The sequence below is a fragment of the Streptomyces sp. NPDC050625 genome (genome assembly GCF_040654755.1).
Classification (GTDB): domain Bacteria; phylum Actinomycetota; class Actinomycetes; order Streptomycetales; family Streptomycetaceae; genus Streptomyces.
In genome coordinates, this window is record NZ_JBFAIQ010000001.1 from 594,389 (window position 1) to 609,750 (window position 15,362).

At 71.4% G+C, this 15,362-nt stretch carries 15 protein-coding genes; 9 read left to right on the plus strand and 6 right to left on the minus strand.

Annotated features, from left to right (window positions below; genetic code table 11):
• Nucleotides 1–22: 22 nt before the first annotated feature.
• The 5 genes from sigE (at nucleotide 23) to AB0I54_RS02820 (ending at nucleotide 5,218) form a co-directional block, all read left to right on the plus strand.
• Entirely contained in the window at nucleotides 23–727 is a 705-nt protein-coding gene (gene sigE, locus AB0I54_RS02800; protein ID WP_363294049.1) for an RNA polymerase sigma factor SigE, read from the plus strand.
• A complete protein-coding gene (locus tag AB0I54_RS02805) occupies nucleotides 724–1,698 on the plus strand; it encodes an anti-sigma factor (RefSeq protein WP_363294050.1) in 975 nt (324 codons plus the stop codon). Before sigE ends, AB0I54_RS02805 begins: the two co-directional genes overlap by 4 nt.
• Before the next feature lie 110 nt (nucleotides 1,699–1,808).
• Nucleotides 1,809–3,650, plus strand: a complete 1,842-nt coding sequence (locus AB0I54_RS02810) for a trypsin-like peptidase domain-containing protein (RefSeq protein WP_363294051.1) — start codon at nucleotides 1,809–1,811, stop codon at nucleotides 3,648–3,650.
• Nucleotides 3,651–3,853: 203 nt separating this feature from the next.
• Entirely contained in the window at nucleotides 3,854–4,303 is a 450-nt protein-coding gene (locus AB0I54_RS02815; protein WP_363294052.1) for a sec-independent translocase, read from the plus strand.
• A gap of 243 nt (nucleotides 4,304–4,546) precedes the next feature.
• On the plus strand, nucleotides 4,547–5,218 hold the full coding sequence (locus AB0I54_RS02820) for a hypothetical protein (protein ID WP_363294053.1): 672 nt from the start codon (nucleotides 4,547–4,549) through the stop codon (nucleotides 5,216–5,218).
• A gap of 78 nt (nucleotides 5,219–5,296) precedes the next feature.
• On the opposite strand, the gene AB0I54_RS02825 is transcribed toward AB0I54_RS02820, so the two are convergent.
• From AB0I54_RS02825 to AB0I54_RS02835, 3 genes are read right to left on the minus strand one after another with little or no spacing between them, the layout of a single operon-like run.
• Nucleotides 5,297–6,430: an Mrp/NBP35 family ATP-binding protein gene (locus tag AB0I54_RS02825; protein WP_363294054.1), complete on the minus strand. Its 1,134-nt coding sequence runs from the start codon at nucleotides 6,428–6,430 to the stop codon at nucleotides 5,297–5,299.
• Nucleotides 6,431–6,473: 43 nt separating this feature from the next.
• The gene (locus tag AB0I54_RS02830; protein WP_363294055.1) at nucleotides 6,474–7,079 is read right to left on the minus strand and encodes a DUF1003 domain-containing protein; all 606 of its coding nucleotides are present in this window, start codon (nucleotides 7,077–7,079) and stop codon (nucleotides 6,474–6,476) included.
• Nucleotides 7,069–8,406, minus strand: a complete 1,338-nt coding sequence (locus AB0I54_RS02835; RefSeq protein WP_363294056.1) for a CBS domain-containing protein — start codon at nucleotides 8,404–8,406, stop codon at nucleotides 7,069–7,071. Before AB0I54_RS02835 ends, AB0I54_RS02830 begins: the two co-directional genes overlap by 11 nt.
• A 199-nt stretch (nucleotides 8,407–8,605) precedes the next feature.
• On the opposite strand from AB0I54_RS02835, the gene AB0I54_RS02840 reads away from it, so the two are divergent.
• Entirely contained in the window at nucleotides 8,606–9,361 is a 756-nt protein-coding gene (locus AB0I54_RS02840) for a hypothetical protein (protein ID WP_363294057.1), read from the plus strand.
• A gap of 132 nt (nucleotides 9,362–9,493) precedes the next feature.
• Here the strand turns inward: AB0I54_RS02840 and AB0I54_RS02845 are convergent, their stop codons facing one another.
• Together AB0I54_RS02845 and AB0I54_RS02850 are read right to left on the minus strand one after the other, a co-directional pair.
• Nucleotides 9,494–10,009 (minus strand): hypothetical protein, encoded by a 516-nt coding sequence (locus AB0I54_RS02845; RefSeq protein ID WP_363294058.1) that lies wholly within the window; start codon nucleotides 10,007–10,009, stop codon nucleotides 9,494–9,496.
• 40 nt (nucleotides 10,010–10,049) lie between these two features.
• Complete coding sequence (locus AB0I54_RS02850; protein WP_363294059.1) at nucleotides 10,050–11,183, minus strand: magnesium and cobalt transport protein CorA; 1,134 nt, start codon at nucleotides 11,181–11,183, stop codon at nucleotides 10,050–10,052.
• Nucleotides 11,184–11,689: 506 nt separating this feature from the next.
• On the opposite strand from AB0I54_RS02850, the gene AB0I54_RS02855 reads away from it, so the two are divergent.
• A complete protein-coding gene (locus AB0I54_RS02855; protein WP_363294060.1) occupies nucleotides 11,690–12,274 on the plus strand; it encodes a suppressor of fused domain protein in 585 nt (194 codons plus the stop codon).
• A 51-nt stretch (nucleotides 12,275–12,325) separates the two neighbouring features.
• Here the strand turns inward: AB0I54_RS02855 and AB0I54_RS02860 are convergent, their stop codons facing one another.
• On the minus strand, nucleotides 12,326–13,549 hold the full coding sequence (locus AB0I54_RS02860) for an MFS transporter (protein ID WP_363294061.1): 1,224 nt from the start codon (nucleotides 13,547–13,549) through the stop codon (nucleotides 12,326–12,328).
• A gap of 169 nt (nucleotides 13,550–13,718) precedes the next feature.
• On the opposite strand from AB0I54_RS02860, the gene AB0I54_RS02865 reads away from it, so the two are divergent.
• Both AB0I54_RS02865 and AB0I54_RS02870 read left to right on the plus strand, forming a co-directional pair.
• Complete coding sequence (locus tag AB0I54_RS02865) at nucleotides 13,719–14,360, plus strand: DUF6758 family protein (protein WP_316748169.1); 642 nt, start codon at nucleotides 13,719–13,721, stop codon at nucleotides 14,358–14,360.
• 134 nt (nucleotides 14,361–14,494) lie between these two features.
• The gene (locus AB0I54_RS02870) at nucleotides 14,495–15,352 is read left to right on the plus strand and encodes a PHP domain-containing protein (RefSeq protein ID WP_363294062.1); all 858 of its coding nucleotides are present in this window, start codon (nucleotides 14,495–14,497) and stop codon (nucleotides 15,350–15,352) included.
• Nucleotides 15,353–15,362: the final 10 nt, after the last annotated feature.

Sequence of the window (15,362 nt, forward strand, 5' to 3'; positions counted from 1 at the left end):
TGCGCCTGTGGATCGGGGAGGAGTGCTTCGGCGCTTTCTCGGATCGGCGGGCAGGCCGAAATCCGTGAACGACACCGCTGCTGACGCCGGCCACGCCGCCGGCCCCGCCCAGACCGCGACGTTCTCCACCGACGCGGACGCTCAGGCATGGACTCCGCCCACATGGGAGGAGATCGTCAGCACGCACAGCGGCCGGGTCTACCGCCTGGCCTACCGCCTCACGGGCAACCAGCACGACGCCGAGGACCTCACCCAGGAGGTCTTCGTCCGTGTCTTCCGCTCCCTGTCGACCTACACGCCGGGCACCTTCGAGGGCTGGCTGCACCGCATCACCACGAACCTGTTCCTGGACATGGTCCGGCGCAAGCAGCGCATCCGCTTCGACGCCCTGGGCGAGGACGCGGCAGAGCGTCTGCCCAGCAAGGAGCCGACCCCGCAGCAGGTGTTCAACGACGCCCACTTCGACGCGGACGTCCAGCAGGCCCTCGACACCCTCGCGCCCGAGTTCCGCGCCGCGGTCGTCCTGTGCGACATCGAAGGACTGTCGTACGAGGAGATCGCCGCGACCCTCGGCGTGAAGCTGGGCACGGTCCGCTCCCGGATCCACCGCGGCCGCTCACAGCTGCGCAAGGCCCTCGCCCACCGTTCCCCCGAGGCCCGGGCCGCCGAGCGGCGCTCGTTCGTGGCACGCGTGCCCGCGCTGGGAGGAGGGGGCGCGCCCGCGTGAGTGGAACACGACCCAAACCTGCCGAGGCACGCCTCGCAGAGCAGCACCTGGGAGACCGGCTCTCCGCCCTCGTGGACGGGGAACTCGGTCATGAGTCGCGCGACCGCGTCCTGGCCCACCTGGCCACCTGCGCCAGGTGCAAGGCGGAGGCGGACGCCCAGCGACGGCTGAAGAACGTCTTCGCGGAGGCGGCCCCGCCCCCGCCGTCCGAGAGCTTCCTGGCCCGTCTCCAGGGACTCCCCGGTGGCGGTGACGATGACGACACGGGCTCGCCGCTGGGCGGCACGGGCCTGTCCGGACGTGCCTCCGACACCGGGGTCTTCGGGGTCCGACGCCCCGACCGGTTCGAGTTCGGCTATGTCCCCGCCACCCACGCCTCACCCTCCGCCGCCGACCGTGGCTTCCGCATCCACCCCGTCGGCCGCCCCGACGCCGACCGGTCCGCCTCGCGCGGGCTGCGGTTCGCGTTCGTCGCGGCCGGGGCGGTGTCCCTGGCCGCGGTCGCGCTGGGCGGCGTGACCACGGGCATCCCGGGTGACACGGCGGCGGACGCCCGCGGCGGCTCCGGCAGCGGCAGCAATGTCACACCGGCCCGCACCCAGGGCGGAGGACCCGCTTCGGCGCCCGAAACCCAGCGCCGTCGCGCCGTCGGACCGCTGCTCGCCCAGGGCACGCTGCTCGGTCAGACTCCCGTGGTGCCGACCTCGGTGTCCGCGCCGCTGGTGCCCGGGGTGCCGTCCCCCGCCGACGGGCAGGGCCAGGACGCCGTGCACAGGCTGACCGCGCCCGTCGTGGCCGGCGCGGCCGCCATGTCCCCGTTGATACGACCGCTCGACACGACCCCGCCGGTCGCCCTGACCTCATGGTCCTCGGCCCCCGAGGTCACCGGCCCCGGCCTGCTCGCCGCGCCCGTCCCCGACCCCGCCTCCGCTCCCACCTCCTCCTCCTCCTCGCCCCGCACGGCCCGCTGACGGGTCTCTGCGCGCTGTCCCCCGAACCTGGTTGAATCCGGTGAGGGGCCGTGCCCGCGGCGGAGTTTCCGGCGCGGAGTCGACGTTGGGCGGCCGGCTGTGGGGAGAGCATGAACGAGGGGAAGCCGACGAAGCCCGCCAAGGCAAAGTGGTGGAGTCGGCCTCGGCCGCAGGTTCCGGAGGCCGGGGATGCCGCGGCCGCGGTTCCGGTGCCGGACGACAGCGAGGGTGACTTCGAGCTGGCCCGCCCGGCGCCGCCCGCCGACGGCGACTTCGAGCTGGAGGCGCCCTCCCGTCCGGACGCGGAGCGCGAGGGGCAGGGCGCCGAGCCGGCCGTGCGGGACGCGGGCTTTCCCGGGCAGGGCGTCGAGGCGCGGGTCGACACGTCGACGACCGTGACCGACGCCCGGCTCCCGGCGGCGCCGGGCACCACCGTGCCCGAGGTCGGCACTCCCGCCGTACCGACCGCCACCGACCGCCCCCGGCCCCTGCACGACCCCGACCCGTACAGCACGCCGCCGTACGGCGAACCGGGCCCCTGGGCACCCGCTCCGCCGGTCCAGCACCCGGCGACCACACCCGCGCACGGCACGACGCTCCCCACCCCCGCACCCGCGCCGGTGCCGCCGCAGGCCCCGCCGGTCCCTGCCACTGTGCCGCCGCACGCCTCACCGGTCCCCGCCCCCGCGACCCCCGTGCCCCACGACACCCCGCTCCCGCCCCCCGAGGCCCAGGCCGTCACCCCGCATCCCGACCCCTGGCACCGCTACGACCCCTGGTCCGCCGCCCACGCCCCCCTCCAGCAGAACGGCGCCGCGGTCCCCACCCAGCAGCAGCGCCGCAAGCGGGCCGGGCGGGCCCTGGTCGGCGGGGCCCTGGTGCTCGCCCTCGTCTCCGGGGGCGTCGGCGGGGCCGTCGGGGCCTATCTGGAGCGCAACGGCGGTGTGGGGGGCATCCAGCTGCCGCAGTCGGGCAAGGTACCGGCCGGGCGGGCCCCGGACAGCGTGGCCGGGATCGCCGCCCGTGCGCTGCCGAGCGTGGTCACCCTGCATGTGACCGGCAGCAACGAGCAGGGCACCGGCACGGGCTTCGTGCTCGACACACGCGGCCACATCCTCACCAACAACCATGTCGTCGAGTTCGCCGCGTCGGGCGGCGAGATATCGGTGACCTTCAGCAGCGGGGACACCGCCAAGGCCAGGATCGTCGGCAGGGACACCGGCTACGACCTCGCCGTCGTGCAGGTGACCGGGGTGCACGGGCTCAAGCCCCTGCCGCTCGGCAACTCCGACAACGTCCAGGTCGGCGACCCCGTCGTCGCCATCGGTGCCCCCTTCGACCTCGCCAACACCGTCACCTCCGGCATCATCAGCGCCAAGGAGCGGCCCATCACGGCCGGCGGGGAGAGCGAGGACGGGAGCGACGTGTCGTACGTCGACGCCCTGCAGACCGACGCGCCCATCAACCCGGGCAACTCGGGCGGACCCCTCCTCGACTCGCAGGCCCATGTCATCGGCATCAACTCCGCCATACGGTCCGCCGACAGCGCCTCGGGCTCGGGAGACGGCCAGGCCGGCTCCATCGGCCTCGGCTTCGCCATCCCGGTCAACCAGGCCAGACGGGTCGCCGAGGAGCTGATCAACAAGGGCAAGGCGGCCCATCCGGTCATCGGGATCACCCTCGACATGGGCTACACGGGCGACGGCGCCCGTATCGGCACCAAGGGCGCCAAGGGCTCGCCCGCGGTCACCACGGGCGGGCCCGGCGACCGGGCCGGACTCCGGTCGGGCGATGTCATCACCGAGGTGGATGGCCGGCCCGTCCACTCCGGGGAGGAACTGATCGTGAAGACCCGGGCCCACCGTCCCGGTGACCGGTTGCGGCTGACCGTCGAGCGCGACGGCGGGCCCAGGTCGGTCTCGCTGGTGCTCGGATCCTCCGACGACAACTGACAGAAACCTCACAGGTGAAGCCCGGCGCATGGCCCCACAAGGCAAACAACCCCAAAAACCGGTGCTCTACACGCACACGGACACCTCGGGACGGTACCGATCGGACAGGTCCGCCGGGTACCGTGGACACGGCCCGGACCACGGAACACCAGTGACGCAGACCGCCGAGGGCCGAGGACCGAGGACATCGCAAGGAGCTTCAGGTGTTCAATGACATAGGACCGCTCGAGCTGCTCACGATCATCGTGCTCGCCGTGCTCGTCTTCGGTCCGGACAAGCTCCCGAAGGTCATCCAGGACGTCATGCGTACGGTCCGGAAGATCCGCGAGTTCTCGGAGAGCGCCAAGCAGGACATCCGCGCCGAGCTGGGCCCGGAGTTCAAGGACTTCGAGTTCGAGGACCTCAACCCCAAGGCGTTCATCCGCAAGCAGCTGGACAACGACGAACTGGGGCTGAAGGAGATCCGCAACGGCTTCGACCTGAAGAAGGAGATGGCCGAGGTCACGGACGCGGTCCACAGCCGCGACACGGACTCCTCGCCGTCCTCTTCCTCGCCCGCCTCGTCCTCGTCCGGTGGCCGCATCGACATGACGAAGAAGCCCGAAGACCCCGCCAAGGACGAGCGTCCGCCCTTCGACGCGGACGCCACCTGACCGTCGTACGCCCGTGAACTGCGCGTCCCGGTGCGCCCCCGCGCCGGGACGTGACGCGTTTCATACCGCGCATGCGCCCCGTGCGACGTGAACAGGCCGCGCGTACGACCCACGCGGCGGGCGGTTTCCCTGCTGCTCGCAGCGAGGTGGATATGCTGCCGAGTTGTTGTGCGGACCGGACGAGTACGCCCGAAGGGGGGCGGGCCACCCCGGTCCGACGAGAGCGAGGAGGCGTCCGGGCACATGGAGACGACAAGTGGGGCGGTCGCGCAGGCGCCGGATGCGGAGGGTGGCCGGCAGGTCCCCTACGCCCGGCGTGCGGTCGACGGCTACCTGCTGGCGCCCTTCCCGTGGTACGGCCTCGACGAGGCCTTCACGGGGCCGCGCTGGCTGATGCAGGTCGGTACGGCGGCCGACGGCGCCGTCGAGCACGGTTCGATCGGGCACGGGGACGAACCCTCCGTGAAGAACGAGTACGCGGTCGGCTCCGCGACGGAGCCCCGGGAGAAGTTCGCCGTCGTGGTGACCGTCGCGGCGAACCCCTCCCGGCGCAGCGCGGACGGCACGGGCTTCCTGGAGGCCACCACGGTCTCCTCGGCGGCCTGGCTGGCCGGTGTGGGGCTGCTGTCCTTCACCTGGCCCGGCCAGATGGACCACAGCCTCCGTGACGACTGGCTGGAGCAGCAGACGGAGACGGCGTGGGTCCTCGCGGACGACCTCACCGGCCCGGACTGGTCGACCCTGTCCCTGCCCGTCGACGGCGTGCCGACTCCCTTCCACTACCGGGAGTCCGAATTCGGCTGGGTGCTCGCCGGGTCGACGCAGGAGGGGGTGCACGTGGGGGCGTACGGAAGGGGCATGAGCGCGTACGGCCTCGGCTTCGCCATGATCAAGGACATCGCGGCGTACGCCTAGCCGACAGGGACGTGCGCGAAGGGGCGCCGCTGCACAGCGGCGCCCCTTCGCACAGGGTCGTGGAAGCTCCTGGGACCCCTAGAACTTGTTCTTCGGGGTGATCCCCAGCGACAGCCCGGAAAGGCCGCGCTGGCGTCCGCCGAGCTTCCCCGCGATCGACCGCAGTGCCGCGCCCGCCGCGGAGTCGGGGTCGGTCAGGACGACCGGCTTGCCCTCGTCGCCGCCCTCGCGCAGGCGGACGTCGATCGGGATGTTGCCGAGGACGGGGACGGTCGTGCCCGTGGTGCGGCTCAGGCCGTCGGCCACCAGCTGGCCGCCGCCCGTGCCGAATACGTCGACCATCTCGCCGCAGTGCGGGCAGGGCAGGCCGGACATGTTCTCGACCACACCGACGATCTTCTGGTGGGTCTGGACGGCGATGGAGCCGGCGCGCTCGGCGACCTCCGCGGCCGCCTGCTGCGGGGTCGTCACGACCAGGATCTCCGCGTTCGGGATCAGCTGGGCGACCGAGATGGCGATGTCGCCCGTGCCGGGCGGCAGGTCGAGCAGCAGCACGTCCAGGTCGCCCCAGTACACGTCGGCCAGGAACTGCTGGAGCGCGCGGTGGAGCATCGGACCGCGCCAGACGACCGGCGCGTTGCCCGGGGTGAACATGCCGATCGAGATGACCTTCACGCCGTGCGCGGACGGCGGCATGATCATGTTCTCGACCTGGGTCGGACGGCCGTCCGCGCCCAGCATGCGCGGCACGCTGTGGCCGTAGATGTCGGCGTCGACCACGCCCACCTTCAGGCCGTCCGCGGCCATCGCCGCCGCCAGGTTCACCGTCACCGAGGACTTGCCGACGCCGCCCTTGCCGGAGGCCACCGCGTACACCCGGGTCAGATTGCCGGGCTTGGCGAAGGGGACCTCGCGCTCGGCCTGGCCGCCGCGCAGGGCGTTCGCCAGCTCCTTGCGCTGCTCGTCGCTCATGACGTCGAGCGTGACGTCGACTCGGGTGACGCCCTCGATCCGGGAGACCGCGTCGGTCACGCGCTGCGTGATCGTCTCGCGCATCGGGCAGCCGGAGACCGTCAGGTACACGGTGACCGCGACCGCGCCGTCCGCTCCGATCTCCACGGATTTGACCATCCCCAGTTCGGTGATGGGGCGGTTGATCTCGGGGTCGTTCACCGTCGCCAGTGCTTCGCGCACCGCGTCTTCCGTAGCCATAAGGACGATGGTACGGCGATCCGTGCGGCGTCCGGGTAGCCCCTCAGTGGTCTTCTGCGTCACGTCCGCCCGAGCGATCCGTCCGCTCTGCCGGGAATGCGGGGTGTCCGTCCTGGCGCCGCAGCTGCTCCAGGTCCTTGATGGCGTCCTGCAGCTCGGAGCGGATCCAGTCCCGGGTCGCCACCTCGCCCAGACCCGTGCGCAGGGCGGCGATCTCCCGGGTGAGGTACTCGGTGTCCGCGATGGACCGTTCGTTCTGCTTGCGGTCCTGTTCGAGGTTGACGCGGTCGCGGTCGTCCTGCCGGTTCTGCGCGAGCAGGATCAGCGGGGCCGCGTAGGAGGCCTGGAGGGACAGCATCAGGGTCAGGAAGATGAAGGGGTAGTTGTCGAAGCGCAGGGCGGCCGGCGCGGCGACGTTCCACAGCACCCACAGGATGATGACGACCGTCATCCAGACGATGAAGCGTCCCGTGCCCAGGAAGCGCGCGATCTTCTCCGAGAGCCGTCCGAAGGCCTCCGGGTCCCACTCGGGCATGATCCGCCGCCGCCGCGGCCGCGGCTGGTCGAGCCGGGGCGTGCGCGGCCGGGTGGCGGCGGTGGCGCCGGCCAGGGTGCGCTCGCGGGTGGCGCTCTCGCGCTCAGGAACCATGCGCACCCGCCCCCTCGTCCGGGCCCGCTCCTCCGCCCGCACCCGCTCCCGTTGCCCGGTCGGTCTCCTCGTCCAGGTGGAACTCCGTCTCCCGCCAGTCGTCGGGGAGCATGTGGTCCAGTACGTCGTCCACGGTGACCGCGCCGAGCAGCGAGCCCGCCTCGTCGACCACGGGCGCCGCCACCATGTCGTACGTGGCGAAGAACCCGGCGATGATCGGCAGGGTGGCCTCCGGGTCGAGTGCCTGCAGGTCGTCGTCGACGAGCGAGCTGACCAGGGTGTACGGCGGATCGCGCAGCAGGCGCTGGAAGTGGACCGTGCCCAGGTACTTGCCGGTCGGTGTCTCGTCCGGCGGTCGGCAGACGTAGACCTGGGCGGCGAGGGCGGGGGACAGGTCCGGGTTGCGGACGCGGGCGAGGGCGTCGGCGACGGTCGCGTCCGGGCGCAGCACGATGGGCTCGGTGGTCATGAGGCCGCCGGCGGTGTGTTCCTCGTACGACATCAGGCGCCGCATGTCGGCCGCGTCGGCGGGCTGCATCAGGCTCAGCAGCCGTTCCTTGTCGGCCTCCGGGAGCTCGGCGAGCAGGTCGGCCGCGTCGTCCGGGTCCATGGCCTCCAGGACGTCCGCGGCGCGCTCCTCCTTCAGCTTGCCGAGGATCTCGATCTGGTCGTCCTCGGGCAGCTCCTCCAGGACGTCGGCGAGACGGTCGTCGTCGAGGGCGGCGGCGACCTCGGCACGCCGCTTGGGGGAGAGGTGGTGCAGGACGTTGGCGAGGTCGGCGGGGCGCAGCTGCTCGAAGGTGGCGAGCAGGCTCTCGGCGCCCTGCCCGTGCTCCTCAAGGGAGAACCCGGTGACGGCGGACCACTCGACGGTGAGCGTCTCCCCCTTGGCGCGCCGGAAGGCGCTGCCCTTCTTCCCCTTGCGGACGAAGACCCGGTCGACCTCCCAGTCCCGGCGGGCCGGCAGCTGCTGGACGGACACGTCCAGGACGGTGACCTCCTCGTCGGTCTCGACGAGTTTGACGCGCAGGTCGAGCAGTTCGCCGAAGACGAGGCGTTCGGTGGGCCGGCGCTCGAAGCGGCGGACGTTGAGCACGCCGGTGGCGATGACCTGCCCGGACTCGATACTGGTCACCCGGGTCATGGGCAGGAAGATGCGGCGCCGGGTGGACAGTTCCACGACCAGCCCGAGCAGCCGCGGGGGGCGTCGTCCGACCCGGAGGATGACCACCAGGTCGCGTACGCGGCCCACCAGGTCGCCGTTCGGATCGAAGACGGGGACACCGGCGAGATGCGAGACGAAGATCCGGGGGGCGCCGGCTGCCATGACTGTGCTCCCTTTATGTACAGGAGTGCTGTGGATCGCGTTCCTTTCCCGAATTGCCCGCTCGGTGGGCTTCAGGCTAGCCCGTCCTGATCGGGCACGCCCTGGTGAGCGGTCCGGACGGACTGGCTCCGCCTGGCGGGTGCGGCCCCGGTACGCTGCGGTACGCCGCTCAGGACCCGTCAGAAAGGCAGCCCCACCTGTGACTGCGATTTCCCAGGGCCGTATCCGCCGCGCCGTGCTCGTGAGCGCGACGTGTGCACTGGTGATGACGGGAACGGCGGCGCTCGCGGCGTGCAACGAGGATCCGGACGCGGGCACCAACGGCGTGGGCAAGCTGTCCGCGGAGAAGATCCAGAGCAGGACCAGGGCGGCCGCCGGCTCCGTGGACGCGGTGCGGCTGTCCGGGACGGTCGTCACCCGCGGGCACACGTACCGGCTCGACATGCGTCTGAAGCCGGAGGGCGGCATCGGGTCGGTCACCTCGGAGGGGACGACCTTCCATGTGCTGCGGATCGGTGAGCGGCTGTATCTGAAGGCCGACGCGGCCTTCTGGAGCCACGCGGAGGGCGCCGACGGCAAGGGCGGGGACACGGCGGCGGCGGACAAGCTCGACGGCAAGTACGTGAAGGTGCCGCAGGGCGATCCCGTGTACAAGAAGTTCAGCGGCTTCACGGACAAGGCCGTGCTCCTCGACGGCCTGCTGACCCTGCACGGCACGCTGGCCACGGACGGGCACCACGAGCAGTCGGGCACCCGCACCATCCGCATCACCGGCGACAAGGGCTCCGGCGGCACGCTGGACGTCTCCCTGCAGGGCAAGCCGTACCCGCTCCGCCTGGTCCGCGGCGGCGGCGCGGGAACGCTCAGCTTCTCCGACTGGGGCAAGAACTTCACCGTGACCCAACCCCCGAAGAACGAGACCGTCGACTACGGGAAGCAACTCCCGACGTCGTAGGACGAAAGCACCGGCGGCTGGGCTCGGGGCGGTTGCCGTCGAGGACGGAGCCGTAACGGCCCGGGGTGCCGGAGGTCCGCCGGGCGGTGCGGGTCCCAGGGGTTGGTCGCGCGTCGCCGCGGTTCTTCGGACTTACCGGCGCTTGCGGCGGCCCGTGAGGAGTCGGGGGAGGGCCGCCGGGATCGGATGGCGGGTCGTGGCCGGGGTCGGCTGGGGGGCCTCGGCCAGGTTGGTGGAGGGGAGCGGGGTCGTGGAGCCCGTCGGGGTCAGACGGAGCACCCGGCACTCGCGGGCCCAGCGGGCGGTCATCGCCTCGCCGTCCGGGGCGTTGAGGCGCTTGCCCTTGAGCTCGGCCACCGCGGCCTCCCACTCGGCGGAGCCGGACGGCAGCTCGGACACGGACGCCGTCCAGGAGACGAGCCGGCCGCCCTTGTCCTTGCTGCGCACGGTCACCTCGGCGAAGCCCCCGTCGGCCAGCCCGGGCAGCGGCTGCTCCCCGGGTCCGTCACCGACCAGGCACACCGCACCTTCGTGCCACACGTGCCACAGCGCACGGGCGGCCGGGGCACCGGTGCCCTTGACCCAGATGAGACCGGACTTCTTCGTGGCCTCCTCGACGAGGGCCTGGTCGAGCAGCTCGCTTGTCATGCGTTCAGCCTATCCGCGCGCCCCGCCGCCACGGCCGCCCTCACAGCCAGCCGTTGCGCTTCAGCGTGCGGTGGATGCCCAGACACAGGGCCACCGTGATGCCCATGATCACCGGGTAGCCGTACTTCCAGTGCAGCTCGGGCATGTACTTGAAGTTCATGCCGTACACACCGCACACCATCGTCGGCACCGCGATGATCGCCGCCCAGGCGGTGATCTTGCGCATGTCCTCGTTCTGCGCGACCGAGGCCTGCGCGAGGTTGGCCTGGAGGATGGAGTTGAGAAGCTCGTCGAAGCCGAGCACCTGCTCCTGGACGCGGGCCAGGTGGTCGGCGACGTCCCGGAAGTACTTCTGGATGTCCGGGTCGACCAACCGCATCGGACGCTCGCTCAGCAGCTGCATCGGCCGAAGAAGCGGCGAGACCGCGCGCTTGAACTCCAGCACCTCACGCTTGAGCTGGTAGATCCGCGCCGAGTCCACACCACGTGACACTCCGCCCTTGCGACCGGGCGAGAAGACCTCGGTCTCCACCTCGTCGATGTCGTCCTGCACCGCGTCCGCGACCGCGATGTAGCCGTCGACGACGTGGTCGGAGATGGCGTGCAGCACGGCCGAGGGACCCCTGGCGAGCAACTCGGGGTCGTCCTGGAGCCGGTGGCGCAGCGCCCGCAGCGAGCCCTGCCCGCCGTGCCGGACGGTGATGAAGAAGTCCCGGCCGGTGAAGCACATCACCTCACCGGTCTCCACGACCTCGCTGTTGGCGGTCAGCTGGTCGTGCTCGACGTAGTGGATGGTCTTGAAGACGGTGAAGAGGGAGTCGTCGTAGCGCTCCAGCTTCGGCCGCTGGTGCGCCTGCACCGCGTCCTCGACGGCCAGCGGGTGCAGCCCGAACTCGCTCGCGATACCGGCGAATTCGGCCTCGGTCGGCTCGTGCAGACCGATCCACACGAACCCCCCGTCACGGCGCACCAGCCGCATCGCCTCCTGCGGGGTCATCGGCTTGGCGCTCTCGACCCGGGCGCCGTCGCGGTAGACCGCGCAGTCGACGACGGCCGAGGGCGTCGAAGGGTCGCGGGTGGTGTCGTACGCGCCCGTGTCCATCCGCAGGCTGCTCTTGCGCAGCGAGGGACGGGAGGGACGGACCACGGCACGCAGGTCGCGGATCATCGACATGGCAGGCTCCTTCGCAACGAGCAGCGAGGCGCGCAAGGGCCGCTGCGACGGGTGGAACTGCCCGGAATGAGGACGTCCGTGCTACGGGATGTTTGGCACGTCCACAAAGCGGGGAGCACCGCTCCGTCGCGGTGGTGGCTTCGCTGCTGATTCGGCTACTGATGCAGATCAGACAGGCCAGACAGATCAGACAGATCAGGCAAAACGAAACGAAGTGCTCTTCCGTACGACGACTGGAGCGCGCACGCACGCGGGAGGCGGCAGCCAGGCAGACGAGCCGAAGCAGCTAGTTCAACGGCAGGAAGAGCGGGTGGTACTGCACGGTCGACTTCGGTCCATCGCAGCCCCACCTCCTCCGGCCGGTCCCTCGTAAGGGAGTCTCATCGGCGTCGGGACCCGATCGCGACGCTTCTGCGTGCTGTCCCGAACCACCGGCTCAGAGTATCAGCCGCCCATAGTGTCAAGGCGCGGCTTTGCCCGGTACTGACGAGTTCTATGCTCACCGCATGGTTGATGTTCTTCCTCTTGTCGAGGCACGGTTGAGCACCACGCTCGGAGAACCGGACGCGCGCGCCGCGGTCACCTTCCTCGGTACGGACCGCATCGAGGTGCTCCGTTTCCAGGAGGGCGACCTCGTCCGCTACGCCACGCTCGGCATGTCCGCGCACCCCATGACGGACCCCAACGCGATGCTCGCCGACCCGGTCGAGGGACCGCGGGCGGAGCTGGTCCTGTCCCTCCGCGCCGGTCGCGCCGACACCGACAAGGTGCTCCGCCCGCTCGCCGTCCTCGGTGCGTCCCCGCAGGTGGAGGGTGTCGTCGTGGCTCCGGGCGCCTCCCTCGACGTGGGCGAACCCCTGTGGCCCGGCGCCCCGTTCACCTCGGTCCTGGTCGGTGAGCCGGGCGGGCTGATCGAGGATCTGGCGCTCGACGAGCCGATGGATCCCGTACGGTTCCTGCCGCTGCTCCCGATGACCCCGAACGAGGCCGCCTGGAAGCGGGTGCACGGCGCCCAGGCCCTCCAGGAGCGCTGGCTCGCGAGCGGGACGGATCTGCGCGATCCCGCCCGCGGATCCGTCCCGCTCGACTGACGGCGACTCTTGCGGGAGTGACTGATCTCACCAACGCAAGTCCGGAATCGGTCAGTTGGCAAAGACCGTGACGCCGTCCTCGGTGGCGTGCGCGGTCTCCAGCTCCTCGGCCTCGTTCGTGAGGGCCTCGCGCCGTACGAGCACCACGAGCGCGCCCAGCACCGCGGTGACCGCCGCGACCACGAACGGGATGCGCGCGTCGGTCCACTCCTCGATCTTCGGCGCGAAGTAGGGCGCCGCGGCGGCCGCGAACCACCGTACGAAGTTGTAGCCCGCGCTCGCCACGGGGCGCGGCGCGTCCGACACGCCCAGGGCCAGTTCGGTGTAGACCGTGTTGTTCACGCCGATGAAGGCGCCGGACAGGATCGTGCAGACGACGGCCGTGGTGTGGTTGCCGTAGCCGAGGACGAGCACATCGGCGGCGAGCAGCACCAGCGAGCCGCCGAGCACCTTCAGCGAGCCGAACCGCTCCTGCATCCGCGGCGCCACGATCACCGAGAAGACGGCGAGCAGCAGGCCCCAGGCGAAGAACACGGCCCCCGACCGGTAGGGGGTCATGTTCAGCACGAACGGGGTGAAGGCCAGCACGGTGAAGAACGTGTAGTTGTAGAAGAACGCCGAGACGGCCGCGGAGGCGAGTCCGCCGTGGCCCAGTGCCTTGATGGGGTCCAGGACCGAGGTCTTGCGCGCGGGCCTCGGCTGTTCCTTCAGGAATGCCGCGATGCACAGGAAGCCGATCGCCATCAGGGTGGCCGTGCCGAAGAACGGGTAGCGCCAGCTGATGTTGCCGAGCAGCGCGCCCAGTAGCGGGCCGCAGGCCATGCCCAGGCCGAGGGCGGACTCGTAGAGCAGGATCGCGGCCGCGCTCCCGCCGGCCGCCGCGCCGACGATGACCGCGAGCGCGGTCGACACGAACAGGGCGTTGCCCAGGCCCCAGCCCGCCCGGAAGCCGACCAGTTGGCCGACCGAGTCCGACGTGCCCGCGAGACCGGCGAAGACCACGACGAACGCGAGCCCGAGCAGCAGGGTCTTGCGGCCGCCGATCCGGCTGGAGACGAAACCGGTCAGCAGCATCGCCACGGCGGTGATCAGGAAGTAGGAGGTGAACAGGAGGGAGACCTGTCCGGGGGTGGCGTTCAGGCCGTGGGCGATGGACGGCAGGATCGGATCGACCAGACCGATGCCCATGAAGGCGACGACGGAGGCTCCAGCCGTCGCCCAGACCGCCTTGGGCTGTCGCAGGATGCCGCCCGCACCCGCGTCGAACGCGTCCATGTCCGCTCCAATCCCGAGGTTCCCGACGAGGAGATGGTTGCTATCTACACATACTAAGTTAGCTCGACTAACTAATGCAAGATGCATCTTGTTTTGCGCCGTGACCGGTTCCGTCCGGACGGGTGATCGTCCTTGACGTGGGGGAGCGGGGGTAGGACCGTGGGGCCCTATGAGGGGCGAACCCAGTTGCCCGAAGTGTGGTGGCCGGGTCAGGGCTCCCGGACTCTTCGCCGATTCGTGGCAGTGCGATGTGCACGGGACCGTGCATCCGGTGCAGCCCGTGATCCCGCCCAGCGTCGAGGCCCTCGGCGTGGTGGTGCATCGCACCCAGGTGCCGGTCTGGATGCCATGGCCGCTGCCGGTGGGATGGCTGTTCACGGGTGTGGCCTGCGCGGGCGACGACCGCAGCGGCGGCCGGGCGACCGCGGTGGCCTGCTCGGGGCCCGGTCCGCTCGGCGGCATGGGCGAGATGATCCTGGTCGCCGAGGAACTGGGTGTCGGTCTGGGTGCGCGCTACGCGGGCATCGACGGCCCGGACCCGGGGCCGTACATGAACGTCGAGAAGCCGCCCCAGGCCAAGGTGCTGGCCGCCGGACGCCCGACCCCGCTCTGGCATGTCACCGGCTCCCCGGACGACCGCGCCGTGTTCGCCGGCGAGGCGCGCGGGCTGTGGCTGTGGGCGGTGGTCTGGCCCGAGCAGACCGGGCTGCTGATGTACGACGAACTGGTGCTGACCGATCTGCGGGACGCGGGCGCAGAGTTGGACCTGGTGCCGTGCGGCGCGCTGTCGCCGAGACTGTTGCAACCCTGAGCGTTGCCTGTAGGGGGTGCAGGGGGAGGGGTGTAGGGGGCGGGTAGGGGGTGCGGGTGTGACAGGGCACCCCTGGGACCCGGCTATCCTTGGGTGTCCCCTTCCGTCCCGTCACCGCTTGGAGTGTCCGCGTCGTGCGCATCGATCTGCACTGCCACTCCACGGCCTCCGACGGCACGGACACCCCGGCCGAGCTGGTGCGCAACGCCGCCGCGGCCGGTCTGGACGTCGTCGCGCTGACCGACCACGACACCACCCGCGGATACGCCGAGGCCCTCGCCGCGCTGCCGGCGGGGCTCACCCTCGTCACCGGCGCCGAACTCTCCTGCCGTCTCGACGGCGTCTCCATGCACATGCTGGCCTACCTCTTCGACCCCGAGGAGCCCGCCCTGCTCGCCGAGCGCGAGCTGGTCCGGGACGACAGGGTGCCGCGGGCCAAGGCCATGATCGCCAAGCTGAACGAGCTGGGCGTGCCGGTCACCTGGGAGCAGGTCTCGCGGATCGCGGGCAACGGCTCCGTCGGGCGTCCGCACGTCGCCTCCGCGCTCGTCGAGCTCGGTGTCGTACCGACGGTGAGCGACGCGTTCACGCCCGAGTGGCTGGCCGACGGCGGCCGGGCGTTCGTGGAGAAGCACGAGACCGACCCCTTCGAGGCGATCCGGCTCGTCAAGGGCGCGGGCGGCGTAGCCGTCTTCGCGCACCCGGCCGCCGCCAAGCGCGGTCGCACGGTGCCCGAGCCCAGGATCGCGGAGCTGGCCGCGGCCGGTCTGGACGGCATCGAGGTCGACCACATGGACCACGACGCCGACGCCCGGACGCGTCTGCGCGGGCTCGCCGCCGAGCTGGGGCTGCTGGTCACGGGGTCCTCGGACTATCACGGCAGCCGCAAGACCGTGGCGCTGGGCGAGTACACGACGGACCCCGAGGTGTACGGGGAGATCACGCGGCGGGCCACCGGGGCGTTCCCGGTGCCGGGGACCGGCGGAGCCTGAGGCGCACCCC